Source organism: Paenibacillus sp. FSL H7-0735, from assembly GCF_038008505.1.
GTDB lineage: Bacteria > Bacillota > Bacilli > Paenibacillales > Paenibacillaceae > Paenibacillus_AQ > Paenibacillus_AQ odorifer.
Window position 1 is genome coordinate 2,842,768 of sequence record NZ_JBBOZH010000001.1, and the last position, 15,244, is coordinate 2,858,011.

The 15,244-nt window shown below is 41.2% G+C and carries 11 protein-coding genes; 7 read left to right on the forward strand and 4 right to left on the reverse strand.

The window, feature by feature from the left end:
• Window positions 1–33: 33 nt before the first annotated feature.
• The 5 genes from NSS82_RS12700 (at window position 34) to NSS82_RS12720 (ending at window position 6,164) form a co-directional block, all read left to right on the forward strand.
• Window positions 34–1,041 carry a LacI family DNA-binding transcriptional regulator gene (locus NSS82_RS12700; protein ID WP_036689737.1) on the forward strand — a complete coding sequence of 336 codons (1,008 nt, stop codon included), beginning with the start codon at window positions 34–36 and terminating at the stop codon, window positions 1,039–1,041.
• Window positions 1,042–1,220: 179 nt separating this feature from the next.
• Window positions 1,221–2,162: an ABC transporter permease gene (locus tag NSS82_RS12705; RefSeq protein ID WP_036689816.1), complete on the forward strand. Its 942-nt coding sequence runs from the start codon at window positions 1,221–1,223 to the stop codon at window positions 2,160–2,162.
• Between the two features lie 14 nt (window positions 2,163–2,176).
• Complete coding sequence (locus NSS82_RS12710) at window positions 2,177–3,064, forward strand: carbohydrate ABC transporter permease (RefSeq protein WP_036689738.1); 888 nt, start codon at window positions 2,177–2,179, stop codon at window positions 3,062–3,064.
• A 55-nt stretch (window positions 3,065–3,119) separates the two neighbouring features.
• On the forward strand, window positions 3,120–4,757 hold the full coding sequence (locus tag NSS82_RS12715) for a sugar ABC transporter substrate-binding protein (protein ID WP_038569996.1): 1,638 nt from the start codon (window positions 3,120–3,122) through the stop codon (window positions 4,755–4,757).
• Between the two features lie 63 nt (window positions 4,758–4,820).
• Window positions 4,821–6,164: a glycoside hydrolase family 30 protein gene (locus NSS82_RS12720; RefSeq protein WP_036689741.1), complete on the forward strand. Its 1,344-nt coding sequence runs from the start codon at window positions 4,821–4,823 to the stop codon at window positions 6,162–6,164.
• 200 nt (window positions 6,165–6,364) lie between these two features.
• Here the strand turns inward: NSS82_RS12720 and thiD are convergent, their stop codons facing one another.
• Together thiD and NSS82_RS12730 are read right to left on the reverse strand one after the other, a co-directional pair.
• Window positions 6,365–7,177 (reverse strand): bifunctional hydroxymethylpyrimidine kinase/phosphomethylpyrimidine kinase, encoded by an 813-nt coding sequence (gene thiD, locus NSS82_RS12725; protein ID WP_076273068.1) that lies wholly within the window; start codon window positions 7,175–7,177, stop codon window positions 6,365–6,367.
• A gap of 131 nt (window positions 7,178–7,308) precedes the next feature.
• Window positions 7,309–8,190: a DUF4850 domain-containing protein gene (locus NSS82_RS12730; protein WP_076273067.1), complete on the reverse strand. Its 882-nt coding sequence runs from the start codon at window positions 8,188–8,190 to the stop codon at window positions 7,309–7,311.
• Window positions 8,191–8,371: 181 nt separating this feature from the next.
• On the opposite strand from NSS82_RS12730, the gene NSS82_RS12735 reads away from it, so the two are divergent.
• Window positions 8,372–9,466: a glycosyltransferase family 2 protein gene (locus NSS82_RS12735; RefSeq protein WP_076273066.1), complete on the forward strand. Its 1,095-nt coding sequence runs from the start codon at window positions 8,372–8,374 to the stop codon at window positions 9,464–9,466.
• A 565-nt stretch (window positions 9,467–10,031) separates the two neighbouring features.
• Here the strand turns inward: NSS82_RS12735 and NSS82_RS12740 are convergent.
• Window positions 10,032–11,642: a response regulator transcription factor gene (locus tag NSS82_RS12740; protein ID WP_076224952.1), complete on the reverse strand. Its 1,611-nt coding sequence runs from the start codon at window positions 11,640–11,642 to the stop codon at window positions 10,032–10,034.
• Window positions 11,643–11,656: 14 nt separating this feature from the next.
• A complete protein-coding gene (locus tag NSS82_RS12745) occupies window positions 11,657–13,381 on the reverse strand; it encodes a cache domain-containing sensor histidine kinase (RefSeq protein ID WP_076273065.1) in 1,725 nt (574 codons plus the stop codon).
• 256 nt (window positions 13,382–13,637) lie between these two features.
• Between NSS82_RS12745 and NSS82_RS12750 the strand changes: the two genes are divergently transcribed.
• On the forward strand, window positions 13,638–15,242 hold the full coding sequence (locus NSS82_RS12750; protein WP_076105382.1) for an extracellular solute-binding protein: 1,605 nt from the start codon (window positions 13,638–13,640) through the stop codon (window positions 15,240–15,242).
• Window positions 15,243–15,244: the final 2 nt, after the last annotated feature.

Genomic DNA, 15,244 nt, shown 5'->3' on the forward strand with positions numbered 1-15,244 from the left:
ACGTTTTTATTCGTAAAGGAAGATTGAATCATTATGGAAAAGGTAACGATCAAAGATGTTGCCAGAGAGGCTGGAGTCTCCATTTCTACGGTTTCCAACGCGTTAAATGACGTAGATGTATTGAACCCGGAGACGAAATCACATGTTCTTAAGGTTGCGAAGCGATTAAACTATGTTCCTAACCTGAACGGTAAGCTCCTTAGGAACGGGAAAACCAAAATGCTGGGTTTTTTCACAACAAGTGTGTCGGGTCCATACTTCTATAAGCTGGTTGAGTCCATGTCGCGTGAATGTGATCGGCTAGGTTACGGGCTGAATGTATTTGTTACCAAGGATAAACAAGTGATTATGAGCAATATTCTAGGCCGGCGAGTGGATGGTGTCATTATCTACGAGGAGCTGAGAATAGACGAAGAAGAAATTGCTGCAATGGTGAAAGACAAGATCAAGGCTGTATTTTTGGATCGACCGCTTAAGAACGACACGATGGGAAGCGTGATTTTTGATTCCTTTGAAGCGGGGTTTGAAGCGACCAAATATTTAATCAGTCTAGGGCATAAAAAGATTGCTTACATATCTGGTGTGGATGAGATGTACGACAGTGTTCAGCGGAGAGAAGGATACTTAGCTGCTTTGCGTCAGTATCAGCTACCCACGCATGAAGAGTATATTATACAAGGGTATTTTGAAGAAGAAAGCACTTACAACGCTATAAAATCTTTTCTTCATTATAGTCCTGATAAAATACCTGATGCCTTCTTGGCAGGGAACGACTTGAGTGCGATTGGATGTATTCAAGCTTTGAAATCGCATGGATACGAAGTTCCGCTAGATGTTAGCGTTATGGGGTTTGATGATATTGATATTGCGCAGTATTTCTCACCACCTTTAACTACGGTAAGAAATCAAATTGCTAGACAAGGTATTTTGGCTATTAATCACCTAGTTCGCATGATCCAGAAGAAGGAACAGGGCGAGATGATGAAATTGGCGGGTGAATTAGTCGTAAGAGGTTCTAGTCAAGTAAAGATTGGTCGGTAAGAACACATATATGTAATGGGTTCAAGATTTTACCCGATCATTTTTTATAATTTTGTTGTTTTGGGAGGGTTTTTTTTTCAAAAAAATAAAAACGTTTTTATTGTGTGGGGATCATGATTTGGAGGGGAGAAGAAAAAGTGGATAAATTAGCCGTAGTGCCAGCAAACGGAAAGAATCCAATGAGCGGGAAAAAGCCTATGGGGCAGAGGGTCAAAGAATTTGTAATTGATTACAAGAGACAATGGGAAATTCAATCCATGGTCATCCCGGGAATTATTTTTATGATTATCTTTTGTTTTATTCCGATTTACGGATTGACGATTGCTTTTAAAAGCTACACCGTAATTGATACGCTCGATTCTGCACCTTGGGTAGGGCTCGATAATTTCAGAATTATTTTATCTGATAAATATTTTTGGGACGCTGTAGTCAATACATTAGGGATCAGCTTTCTGAAATTAGCCATAGGGTTTGTTATTCCTATTATTTTATCCGTTATGATTTACGAATTAAGTGGCGGACGCTTTAAAAAGATAGTGCAAACCATCTCTTATTTACCACACTTTTTGTCCTGGATCGTTCTCGGCGGGATGCTGATTGCCTGGTTTTCCTCATCCGGTATGTTTAATGAGATTATGCTCAGTTTGGGACTGATTTCGAAACCGGTAAATATTTTGCTTGATGCGAATAAATACTGGTGGATTGCAACGTTATCCGATATTTGGAAAGAGGCTGGTTGGGGAACGATTCTCTACTTAGCCATTATGTCGAAAATAGATCCTACTTATTATGAGGCTGCCAAAATAGATGGCGCAAGTCGTATGAGACAAATTTGGAATATTACGCTTCCTAATATGAAGCCGATTATCAGTTTAAATCTGATTCTCACTGTAAGCGGTTTATTAGGATCAAATCTGGATCAAACCCTGGTATTGATGAATTCTCAGAACCGCGTTAAGGCGGAGGTCATTAATTCTTATGTGTATCGTATGGGTATGACGCAAGGTGACTTCTCTTATGCTACTGCTGTTGGTTTAGGTGTCTCCATCGTTTCAGTCATCCTACTGATTAGCGCCAACAAAGTATCCAGTAAATTAAATGATAATCAATCAGTTCTGTAGAAGGAGGCATTTCTGTGAATCGTACGGTGGCTAAAGAAGATCTCGATAGTCGAATCTTTAATACCTTAAATATTATCCTGCTCTGTATTTGTACAATCATTATTGTCGTTCCTTTATGGAATGTAGTCATATCCTCTTTAAGCTCGGGCAAGGCGCTTGCGGAAGGCGGATTCATATTTTGGTCTCCAGAGTTCTCCTTGGAAAATTATCGTGCTGTATTTCAAGATGAGACCATTGGTTTAGCATTCGTAGTATCGCTTGCCAAAACATTTATTGGTGTCATTACCCACGTATTCTTTTGTGCCATGATCGGTTATGGCTTGAGTAAGAAATACATACGTGGACGTAAGCTGTATGTTGCCATGGGTGTAATCACCATGTTTTTCTCAGGTGGAATGATCCCTACGTATTTATTGATTAAATCATTAGGCCTCTTAAACAGCTTCTGGGTTTATATTATCCCGGCCTTGTTCAGTTATTATGATGTAGTTATTCTAATGAACTTCTTCAGAAATGTACCGGATTCACTTGAAGAGTCAGCCAAAATTGATGGTGCAGGTGACTGGCGCATTTTCCTAAAAATCTTTATCCCTCTTTCCATGCCGGCTATGGCCACCATTGCGTTATTTAACGGGGTTGGGCAGTGGAACGACTTTATGACCACCAAGTTATATATTACCGATCAATCGCTCTACCCGCTGCAGATGAAGCTCTATGAAATCATTGTTCAGTCGCAAACACAATCCATGCAAAATGTGGGTGGATCTGCGATTATCGAAACTACGACTAAAGGGGTTCAACTAGCAACAATTGTCATTACAACTTTGCCGATTGTTGTGATGTATCCAATATTACAGAGGTACTTTATCTCAGGCATGATGATGGGGGCGGTGAAGGAATAGTAAGTAAATTTCCAAGTAGTGAATACTTACAAAACATTTTAGGGGGAAATAAAAGATGAACAAAGCATTTGGGAAAAAAGGACTCAAACTTTGTACGGCACTTATGGCTGTTGTATTAGTATTTACAGGTTGTGGATCGAAAGGTAATTCTGACAGCTCCAGTAAAGAGTTAAGCTCCATTGAAGGCCGTTATACTATAGATCCGGAAACACCGGCATGGAAGCTGGATACAAAAAAAGAGACAACAGATCTGACTTGGTACGTGAATGCAGACTGGTGGAATACTGATTTCGGAAAAGACCTTGTCACCAAGAAAATTAAAGAGGATTTAAACATCAACATTAAATTCATTACAGGCGATGACACTAAGCTGAATACGATTTTTGCCGGCGGTGAAATGCCAGACCTGTTGACTATTTTTGATTCCAACTCTCCAGTCGTACAAAAAGCTGCTACATGGGCATTGCCTTTGAATGATCTGGCAGATAAATATGATCCGTATTTCAATAAAGTTGCAGAAAAAGATACGATGAACTGGTTCCAGTTAGCAGATGGCAAGACCTATGGATACCCTAACTATTCCAATACGCAAAACGATTATGATAGCGGTAACATCCCTGCTAAAACAGCCTTTGTCATCCGTAAGGATGTTTACGAGGCCATTGGAAAACCAAGCTTTGGAACTCCTGAAGAATTCAAGAGCGTTATGCAACAAATCAAAAAACAATTCCCGGACATGATTCCTTTTGGTTTTAACTCCATTGGTTCAGGCACTGGTTCTTTGGGAGATGTATTGGAGGACTTTATCGGAGTGCCGATGGAAACTGAAAATGGCGAATTCTACAACCGTAACCTGGATGAGGATTACTTGACGTGGTTGAAAACGTTAAATGAAGTCTACAGAAATGGTGACATCAGTGATGACAGCTTTGCTGATGACGGTACTGCCTTTGAAGAAAAAGTGAAATCCGGTAAATATGCAACAATACTTTTGGATGGAACACCGCAACAAAGTGGTAACCTGCAAATCTTCATGACAGAAAATCCAGGCAAGGAATATATCGCTATTGATGGCCCACAAAGTACTGTTGGACATGAACCAACGTTGAATCAATCCGGAATTACAGGTTGGATGATTAGCTATGTTACTAAAAAGGCTAAGGATCCTGCAAAAGCGATTCAAATTTACACTTATTTGCTCAGCGACGAAGGACAAAAGCTCATGAACTACGGTATTGAAGGAGAAACCTATAAAGTTAACGACAGCGGTAAAATTGAATTCTTGCCTGAAATCAAAGACCTGCAATTAAATAATGCCGATAAATTCAAAAAAGATTACCGGATGGGCGAATTTATGTTCTTTGGACATGACCGTGATAAAGCGCTGAGTAATGACGCATTCGCAGATTCCATTAAACAAATGCAAGAGTGGGGCAAAGGAAAGCTAAAACCACACTTTATTCTTGAAAACATTAACCCGGCTCAAGGAACGCCTGAAGCTCGCAGTCTTACTGCAATTGATACTACTTGGAACACTACGCTTGTAAGTATGATCCGCGCTAAAGACGATGCTACATTCGACAGCACCTTAGCTGCTTACAAAACATTTTTAAATGATAACAACTGGGATAAGATTGTAGAAGTTCGTTCTGAAAAAATGAAAAACAACAAAGAAAAATTAGGCCTTAAATAAGTTAGAAAATAGAATGTGGCCCCTTCACTGGGGCCTCTTCATAGAAAGATGGAGGGAAACAACATGCCAGAGCTTAAAATTTATCAATCCACCGGGGAGAATACATTGTTTGTAGAGCAAAGTCTGCAACAATTAACTCCAATTGCTGACGCAGAGGCGACCACTACTGTAACTATTGACGAGAATCAAACCTTTCAGGAAATGGATGGCTTTGGAGCATCTTTTACGGATTCATCCGCTTATTTGATTAATCAAGTCCTGGACAACGAACAGAAAAAGGAAGTCATGAGCAAGCTTTTTGACGCACAAGATGGAATTGGTTTGTCCGTATTAAGAAATCCAATGGGGGCATCGGATTATGCTAGAGATATTTATAGCTATGATGATAGACCTGCACAGGAAACGGATACGGAATTAACCCACTTCTCTATCGCACATGATGAAGCAGACATTATCCCTTTGTTGCAACAAGCTCTGGAAATTAACCCTGAGATCAAACTGATGGCTTCTCCATGGAGTGCGCCAGGTTGGATGAAGACTAGCGGATCGATGATTGCTGGAGAACTTAAACAAGAATATTATCAGGCTTATGCCGATTATTTTGTTCGATATATTCAAGCTTTTGAAGGGCACGGATTGCCAACTTATGCTGTAACACCACAGAACGAGCCTTTATTTGAACCAAAACACTACCCTAGTATGTTAATGTTGCCTGAGGCGCAAAAAGATTTCATTAAAAACTACCTGAAGCCGAGCTTTGTTAAGCATAACATCGCTACAAAAATTCTCTGCTACGACCACAACTGGGATCGTCCAGATTATCCGTTAACCGTGCTCGATTATGCAAAAGATGAAGTAGATGGTGTAGCTTGGCACTGGTATGGTGGCAATGCGTCAGCGCAATCAGAGGTTCTGAAAGCTTTTGCTGATAAAGAAGTGCATTTTACAGAAGGTTCTGGTGGAGAATGGATTCCTCCGTTTGAACAAGCCTTCTCCAATGTAATGAGAACAGGGATTGATATTCTCAGAAATCATAGTAAATCCTTTGTGTTATGGAATATGGCCTTAGATGAAAAGAACGGCCCAACCGTACCGGGTTTTGGCAAAAGTACTTGTCGTGGTGTTGTGACAGTTAACCAAGAGACCAAGGAGCTTACGTATACGCTCGACTATTATGCGCTGGCACATTTCAGTAAATTTATTCGTCCGAAGGCTGTGCGTATTGACGCTTCCACCAATCAAGAAGTGATTCGTTCCGTAGCTTTTAAGAATACAGATAACTCTATTGCAGTTGTTCTGTTCAACGATAGTGAAAAGGCTGAGAATGTGGCTTTGAACTTGCCGGGAGCGGATGAATTATCTTTCCGTTTGGCGTCAAAAAGTGCTTTATCCATTTTGATAAAATAATTAGAGGACGTAGCTCAGAAGCACTCGAATCTTGATTCGGGTGCTTTTTTTATGAAAATAATCGTATAAAAAATCTATGTTCGGTAAGCAAAGTTTTGAATTTACGGATTTTCAATAATAGTAAATAAAAATGGCAGTCCAGAGCTGAAGTTCAGCGTCTGGACTGCCATTTATTTTTATGTGTAATTGGATTGCGAGTTCTAACGTTCTAAACGGTAACCACCGTGAAATACAGGACCCACATATTCATTAAACGCAAATCCATTACGAATGGCTGCGGAGACAAAATCTTTAGCTTTTGCAACAGCTTCATGAACCGTTAAGCCATTAGCTAGACCGCCTGTAATCGCTGCGGCAAAAGTACATCCAGCCCCGTGATTGTGAGCGGGTTCGATTTTGGCTGTTTGGAATACAGTGTACTCAGAACCGTCGAAGAAGATATCAATCGCTTGATCACCGCCGAGTGCTTTGCCGCCTTTAACCACGACATTACGTGCACCGAGCTTATGAATCAGACGGGCAGCTTCTTTCATTTCCTCAAGGGTAGTAAGTTTGCCAAGACCTGAAAGAACACCTGCTTCAAACAAGTTTGGGGTGACCACAGTTGCTAGTGGTAGCAATAAGTCACGAATAGCCTCAGCGTTGTCAGGGTTCAAGACTTCATCTTCACCCTTGCACACCATAACTGGATCAATAACTACATTAGTCTGAAGATTTTCTTTGATCGCTTGCTCTGCAACGCGCACAATTTCAACACTTCCAAGCATACCTGTCTTCATGGCATTAACCGGGCCACCAGCGAAAATAGTTTTTAACTGCTCAGCAACAATGGAGGCATCAATTGGATAAACATTATGGTGCCAGCCGTTGTCCGGGTCCATAGTAACGATAGTGGTCAAGGCACTAAAGCCGTAGGTACCATACTCTTCAAATGTTTTTAGATCCGCTTGGATGCCTGCGCCACCACTGGAGTCGCTGCCTGCAATAGTTAGAGTTTTAATAATTTGAGTCATGGTTACGTCCCCTTTATATATGTCTGAATTCATAAACAACGCATTGCATTGATTATAACAAAAAATAGCACCTACGTCTTTCTAAAAGCAAGAGCAAGGTTGAAAATACCTTCCTCTAAAAATTCCCACCCTTAGTCCAGCTTCTCTGCGTTTGGGTCAGCAATGAAGAGCGGTCCATGATTATCTGTAAAGAACTTCATGAGGGTCTCCACTACTTCCTGCTGTGGGGATGTTTGAGCTTGATGTATTCCGATACTGCGGAATAAATAACCCCATTCTCCCTTATCGTAATAGGCAGCACCCTTGTCCTGATAGCCATTCGCGTCTGCTTGAAGCGTATATCTGACCGTCCTTGCTTCAGCCCCAGCAGTACCTAAAATATGCTGTTCGCTAAACTTAAGCGGATTATTAATGGTAAATCCCAGCGCGTCAGCCCATTCGGCTTTTTCCGGGAAATAAGCTCCGATTGCAGTGATGGCACAGCCTGTGCAAGTCCAAGCCGTATCTGAATAGTGCATGTTTTGTTCCGGATGGTTCGGATCCTGAAAGGTAACTCCATAAGAACCGTTAGCGCCGACAACCGCGGTAGCCTGCCATCCGGCAGGAGCGAGTAGAAGATAACCTCCACCGATATCAGGGCGGTAGACCAGCGTTGCTTCTACTTGGTTTTTCATGTCTTGAGATAAAGCAAAGGTCATTTCAGGTATGGGGGGGATTTCTGTATTTACATATTCGCTGCCACTATCAATATTTAGCTGCGCGAGCGTAGTGTGCAGTGGAATGATGACCTGCCCATTATCGGGATCACTGCTAGGAAATTCGAGCATTTCTTGAGTGGAGCTGGGTTTGTTATCTGCTTCATTATTAGTTTGTGCGTTGGTGGATGTGGGTGGTGTGGTAGGTGTACCCCAGTCGAGCCCTTTATATCCAATCAGTAGCACTAGTACAATTACGACGCACAATATTGAAGTTAAGATCCAGCCGTTTCTAACACCTCTTCGTTTGGATTTCATATATGCTGTACCTCCTTTGATCTTACTTATATAGACCTAAGAATGGAGTGGAAAGTTTCTTACATAACCTTTATATTTCTGAAGTTCTTCATGATCGGGCGGGATAGAGAGGGAGTCCGTTTCTTAAACCCTGCATATCAATATAGAAAGAATTTCAAACAAAGCGTGTAGGAGGGCGAGTATGGTTACGATTAGTTTATGTATGATAGTACGAAATGAAGAAAAAAGCTTGCACAGATGTTTGTCTACCATTGCAAGTCTCGTAGATGAAATTGTTATCGTGGATACAGGCTCGACGGATAAAACAAAAGAGATTGCGTTGTCCTTCGGAGCTGTAATTTATGATTTTGAATGGATTGATAATTTTAGTGCCGCACGTAATTTTGCCTTTAGCAAAGCTACTCAGGAGTACATTTTGTGGCTTGATGCGGATGATTATATAAAGGAAGAGGATCAGATTCTTTTTAAAAAACTAAAAGAAATCCTGCCAGGACATATTCACAGTGTGAACATGCAATATAATCTGGCTTTTGACGAAGCGGGAAATGTCACAGCTAGTTTACGCCGCAACAGGCTGGTTCGGCGCAGCTGCAACTTTCAATGGATCGGGCCTGTTCATGAGTATTTAGAGGTAAGTGGTCCTTCTTTTAGTAGTGATGTCTGCATCACACATGAGAAGGATAAGGAATACACAGATCGTAATTTGCGGATTTATCAAAAACGAGTTGCACAGGGTGAAGTGTTTTCGCCGAGAGACCAGTATTATTATGCGAATGAATTAAGAGATCATGCTATTAATGAAGAGGCTTGCAAATACTATGAGATTTTTTTAGCGGGTAGGCAGGGCTGGATTGAAGATAATTTTCAGGCTTGCCTAAAGCTTGCCGAATGCCGGGAACGGCTGGGGGATAAAGAAGGTGCTTTTGAAGCGTTATGTAAAACCTTGCAGTATGATAAACCACGTTCAGAGTTTTGTTGCCGACTGGGGGCACTTCTGCTGGAAAAAGGCCAGTTGCAACCAGCCGCATACTGGTATGAGCTAGCGATTCAGCTACCGCGGGATAACGATTCGATGGGGATGAAGAATGGAATCTTTTATACCTGGCTGCCGCATCTTCAATTGGCACTTTGTTATGATCGTCTCGGCCAACACGAGAAAGCGAATCATCACAATGAAACGGCGTTGAGCTTTTATCCATCCCATCCTAGTATGTTATATAATCGCACCTATTTCAAAAATCTGCTTGGCGATAAATATGTAACGCTTCAGGCTTAATTTAGTAAAAGAGATGCCCCAGCCGTTCTGATTATGACTGCTGGGGCATTTATGTGTTTTTTGGAGCTTGCAAGATTACTGGCGGTGGGGAACCTTCCCGTGATCCCCGGCAAGCTTCGCAGATTCGATTAGATTTCCGCGTACGAAGTAGCTATCGGACTCAGCTGACCTTAAACGCTGCTTTATGGCACATTTGGAATTCTAACGGACCGCATAGTTGCTATTGACCTGAAACACACTCGATTTGGAGCAATATCACAGTAATAGTTGCACTGGAGTCCGAAACTGTGCTCAAAAGGCGATAAATGAGCAAATAACGTCATCTGGGTCCGGAAGCAGGGGGACATGGTGGATGATTGCTGGGTGTAAGAGTAAAGTCAGGGGTGTAAGATTCCCGGCAGCGTAGGAGTATAGGTGTGGCGGTTGATTACTGGGCGCAAGAGTAAGCTCGTAGGTGGATCATTATCAGCAGCGTAGGAGTAAAGGTAGACAGTAATTAATATGCAGAAGATATCCCAAAGAGGGTAACCCAGCATCCATGAACTAGATGCTGGGTTACCCTCTTTTAGTAAGCTGGATTGTATTGTTGTTCCTTTTTATAATCGTTTGGAGGGAGACCTACCTCTTGTTTGAAAAGCTTGGAGAAATAGGAGTAGTTGCTATAGCCAACTTTGTTCGCGACGGTATATACAGACATATTTGTGGTTTCCAATAGATGTTTTGCAGCCGCGATTCGGACGTGGATGACATAACTGCCTAATGAAACCCCAGTTTCTCGTTTGAATATCCTTGCCAGGTAATCAGGATTGAGATAGACAATTTCAGCCAAATCATTTCGGGTCAGGTCATCGCCGTAATGTGAATGAATGTATTGTTTGATTTCTTCTGCGACGGACTTAGGCTGGGCAGCAAAATCACGATATTTCATGGCTGTAGTGACAAGGTATTTAAGATATTCTTCCATATCCTCGATTGAATCCAAAGAGTGCATAGATAATTTATCATTAGTTTTGCCAGAGTATAATTTGTGTGATCTTATCCCTTTCAGGTTGAGAAATGAATAGACTAGCTGTACTACATCTAAACGGAACAAGCTAAGGACAGAGGTCTCAAGTGTTCTATTGTTAAGCATGACCTTTAAATATTGTGTAACTTCTTCAAGAAAAGCAGTGAATTTATTCTGATTCAGCAGTTCTTCCAAATAGGCAAGATCCGGTGGCGTATAGCCCGGTTTATTTTGATGCAGATAAGCCTCCACCAAAAAGGTCTGATTTCTGCATCTCGTAATTTCTTCATCCATAGTCAGGGATTGTTTTAGAACATTCCCCACATTACTCAGTTTATCGTTTAAACCAATATTGCAGCAGACATCACATTTTAAATAAGGATTCGCCTTTTGAATAAAAGAAGCACATAATGCTTCAAGCAGTTGCGTATCTGGAGCCTGGTTCCATTTTAATATGGCGATCCAGTTATAATCTTTGTATTCCAGAATGCTTTCGATGGTAAAACTAGGGTGCTGAAACAATTCGTACAATACATTTAGCAGGGCAAAATCAAACAGATCCTTTTCTTCTTTTCCCATACTGCCATTGTAAGGGAATAAGTTAAATATCAAAGGCTGTAGGGTATCACTCATTTGATAGGAGAGGTTTTGTTCTTCAATGGCATGTGTGATGTCTGACAATTTAATGGGAAATGATGTACTGCCACTAACTAGCTTCCGCCAAAAATGCTCAAGAATCTTCGCCTGATTTTTTTGCCAAAAGTAACCGCCCTGAATGGCTTTTTCGTTTTTTTGCTGCTCTTTTGCTTGGGTAACCGCCTTATGGATGATCAACATCAGCTTGTCAAATTCAATGGGCTTAAGGAAATATTCAAAGCTCTGCAATTCGATTGCTTTCTGCGCATAGTTAAAATCTGCATAATTGGTAAGAAGAATAGCCTGAATACTATAATTTCCCTCGCGAATCCATGCTAGTAATTCCAGTCCGCTGCCCTGCGGCATTTCAATATCTGAAATCAGAATTTGAACAGAATGCTTTTCTATTATTTCACGTGCTTGAGCGACATTATTAGCCGTATAAACAGTATCAATGTGTAGTGATTCCCAATCAATTTTCTTTTGCAATGCGGCAATAACATAAAAGTCATCATCAACAAGCAGTACATTCATAGTTTGCTCTCCATTCATTTAGATTTATTAGGAAGCTTCGGAAGATATAAGATTACACTAGCGCCGCCGCCCTCCAAATTGGAGAAGGTAACGGTTGCTCTTTTTAAATATAGGTACTCTAGTCTTTTAAGCGTATTCATAATGCCGATTTGTGTACCTTTACTTTGATCCAAAGGCTCTCCAAGATTAAGTTTCTCTAACACCTGAGATGGAAAACCGGGACCGGTGTCGGTGAGCTGGATAACGAGCATTTCTTCTTCCTGATCCATCTGTAATCGTTGTACTGTAAGCCTGATCTCGGCTTCATGTTCGCGTGAAATCGCATATTTAATTGAATTTTCGATAAAGGTTTGCAGCACTAACGGTGGAATTTCCACACTGCCTGCCTGATCCTCTTGTTCGATGTAATAAATAAATGCGTCCTGATAACGTTGCTTTTGAATCTCCAAGTAGGTTCGGACATGCTCGATTTCATCCTCCAACCGGACAAAATTCTCGCCATTCTGAAAAATGTAACGGAAATACTTAGAGGTAGACAACGTCATATTTTCAATTTCTTTATACATATGAATTTGCGCCATGCTATAGATGCTAGTCAGACAGTTTAAGAAAAAGTGTGGTTTAATCTGTAGCTTCATATAGTCCAGCTGTATTCTTTGTTTCTCCAGTTCCTGCTCGTACATAGCGATTTTAAAGGTTTTGATTTGTTCAACCAAGCCTTTAAACTGAGTGTTTGCCTGTTCCAGCTCTATAATCTCACTGCTTCTGAAATCTGCGGGTTGCCCAGACTCATTAATGAAAGCAAGGTTATCGGAGAAGCTTTGAATCGGACCTAACACTCTTTTTTTGAAAAAGAGCAGAACAATGCATAACGTGGAGGTCACAATGAAGAACAATAACATAATAAGCAGCTGGGCAATCATGATTTTTTCGAATATGCCATATTTAATGACCATTTTGGTGCTGAAGGTGGTGTCTGAGAATGCACTGTTGATTGTTGTACGCGATTGCAAAAGATTAGAGAATCCCCCATTTTCCGTTATTAGCTTTCCGCTATTGGAGATCGGACTAGTTAAAGGCTGTTCATTCTCATCTACTAGAGAAACATAACCATTGGCGCCAAGATTAATTTGGCGTAGCGGCCGGATCAGATTATCTGCGGAGATCAGTCCAATTAAATAGCGATTGTAATAGGGCACGATATTAATCACATAATAATGGTTGTTTACTAGAATAGGCGTCCATTTGGAATAAAACTTCTCGTACATCTCCTTATCATCAATATAAGAAATAATCTTTTTTTTCAGCTCCCTGTAATCCGTATAGGTTACGCTGATCGGTGCGCAATTCAAAAAATAGGTCTCATTTTTCAAATAGTAGAAGAAGTTATACTCATGCCCGTAGTTTTTTTGCAGCTCGGTAAAGCGTTTGAACAGATTATCATTTGCCTTTAAGAACTCGATACTGTTGACCCCGTAAGTATTCATCGTTAGTAAGCTCTCATCGTTCCCAAGCGTCCAGCCCATATAGTGATTAATGTAGGCAAAATCATGATTAATACGATTGATGTAAAGCGCCGCAGTATCCTGCAAATTTCGAGTGGACTGCTGCTTAACGATGGAAATGGAAGCGATGCTGATTCCTAAATCCAGAATAAGGACTGTGAATGAAACCAACATCATGACTTTTATATAATGGCGAATGGGGTAGGTTTTGTGTTTCGCTGTTTTTTTGATCATAAAGTCATTATAAAACCTCTGCGTGAAAAAAACATAAGAACTCGCTAGCGATTTCCCTCAAAGTCCGGATAGCACATACAGAAGTCGGGATACTGTTATTAAATCTCCCCAAGTAGAGCATTTAGCTTTTTCATTTTTTGTAAGCGAATTCAAAGGTCTGGATAACCGTCTTAATGTGTCCGGAATACGAAAAAATAAGAAGTTATTATAAAGCTATTCAGATGCATTTTGATAAATTGAAATGGGGGATTAAGAGATGAGTCAACACAGTAAGAAAAAAACTGCAAAGAAATGGACTGTGGGTCTGCTGGCGGCTGCGATGGTATTTGGAATTGCTGGCTGCGGCGGTAACAACGGGAATAATGCAGCGACAAATGAAACGAGCAGCTATAACAAAGAAGGTCTGCCGATTGTGAATGAGCCTGTAACACTTAAAGTGCTGACTGTCCGTTGGGGGAGTATGGGGGACACCTTTACGCAAAACCAATGGCTGAAGGATCTGGAGAAAAATACGAATGTCAAAATCGATTGGCAAGTGATGTCCTCCAATGATTGGGGTGAGCAGAAGTCGATTATGCTGGCGAGTGGCACGCTTCCGGATATCGTCTTGGGAAATCAAACCTTTGGGGATGCCGATATCGTAAATAATCTAAGCTTTTTCCGGCCGCTTGATGATTATATTGAGCAAAATATGCCTAATCTCAAAGCAGCTATGGAAGAAACCCCAGAAATGAAAAAAATCAGCACATTTCCTGACGGGAAAATCTACTCACTGCCAACAAGACTTCCTGCACGTCCAAAAAGCTCACGTCAGCCTGTGATTAACAAGACCTGGCTGGACAAATTGGGCTTGAAGGTGCCTGAAACGATTGATGAGCTTTATAACGTGCTCAAAGCTTTTAAAGAACAAGATCCGAATGGGAATGGAAAACAAGATGAGATTCCTTTTATTGAAATTGGTAATGACTTGATCAGTCCTTTCGGAATTGCCGATTTGAATAACAATAATATGATCATCAAGGACGGAAAAGCGATATATTTCCCTGTTTCAGAGGAGTTCAAAGAAGGTCTCAAATGGGAAAATAAATTGTATGCGGAAGGCTTGCTAGATAAAGAGGTATTCACTCAGGACGATACGATGAGATCGGCTAAGTTCCAGAATCCGGATGCTCCAATTGTAGGCTTTACGTACCAGTGGACTCCAGACGCCGTGTTTGGAAAATGGAGCGATCAATATGTGACGATTCCACCGATTGCCGGACCAGATGGTAAACGTTATACGATCGGAAATCCGATTGGGATGAATCTTAACCGTAATGAGCTGCTGATTACCACATCTTGCAAATATCCTGAGGTTGCTGCACGTTGGGCAGATCAGTTCTACACTGACGAAGCGAGCATTCAGAATTTCTGGGGTGCGATTGGAACGGTTATTAAGAAAAACGATGATAGCACTTATACATTGATGGATCCACCAGCTGGAACCAGCGCAGATGCTTGGTATTGGGATCAATCTCTACGTGATTTTGGACCGAAATATGTGAGCCCATCCTTTGAATCGAAAATCGTCCTGAACCCTGAAAGTGGAGATGGACTGAAGCTGCAACTGGATAAGCTGGGCAGTGAATATGTAACAACACCTTTCCCTAACGTAATGTACACTTCTGAGGAGTTCGAGGAGCTGCCAACCTTGACTACGGATATCGACAGCTATGTGAATACTATGCGGGCGCAATTTATTAGCAAAGGCGGAATTGACGAGGGCTGGGATGCTTATGTGAGCAAGCTTAATAAAATGGGACTTGAAAAGTTAGTTAAGATTCGCACGGATGCTTACACCCGTTATATGAACGTGAAATAACC

What these genes read in the sequence shown, in the direction of transcription:
- NSS82_RS12740 (WP_076224952.1), bottom strand. Translation starts at nt 11,642, where the DNA reads ATGAATGTACTGCTTGTTGATGATGACTTTTATGTTATTGCCGCATTG.
- NSS82_RS12720 (WP_036689741.1), top strand. Translation starts at nt 4,821, where the DNA reads ATGCCAGAGCTTAAAATTTATCAATCCACCGGGGAGAATACATTGTTT.
- NSS82_RS12750 (WP_076105382.1), top strand. Translation starts at nt 13,638, where the DNA reads ATGAGTCAACACAGTAAGAAAAAAACTGCAAAGAAATGGACTGTGGGT.
- NSS82_RS12715 (WP_038569996.1), top strand. Translation starts at nt 3,120, where the DNA reads ATGAACAAAGCATTTGGGAAAAAAGGACTCAAACTTTGTACGGCACTT.
- NSS82_RS12735 (WP_076273066.1), top strand. Translation starts at nt 8,372, where the DNA reads ATGGTTACGATTAGTTTATGTATGATAGTACGAAATGAAGAAAAAAGC.
- NSS82_RS12730 (WP_076273067.1), bottom strand. Translation starts at nt 8,190, where the DNA reads ATGAAATCCAAACGAAGAGGTGTTAGAAACGGCTGGATCTTAACTTCA.
- thiD (WP_076273068.1), bottom strand. Translation starts at nt 7,177, where the DNA reads ATGACTCAAATTATTAAAACTCTAACTATTGCAGGCAGCGACTCCAGT.
- NSS82_RS12705 (WP_036689816.1), top strand. Translation starts at nt 1,221, where the DNA reads ATGAGCGGGAAAAAGCCTATGGGGCAGAGGGTCAAAGAATTTGTAATT.
- NSS82_RS12745 (WP_076273065.1), bottom strand. Translation starts at nt 13,381, where the DNA reads ATGATCAAAAAAACAGCGAAACACAAAACCTACCCCATTCGCCATTAT.
- NSS82_RS12700 (WP_036689737.1), top strand. Translation starts at nt 34, where the DNA reads ATGGAAAAGGTAACGATCAAAGATGTTGCCAGAGAGGCTGGAGTCTCC.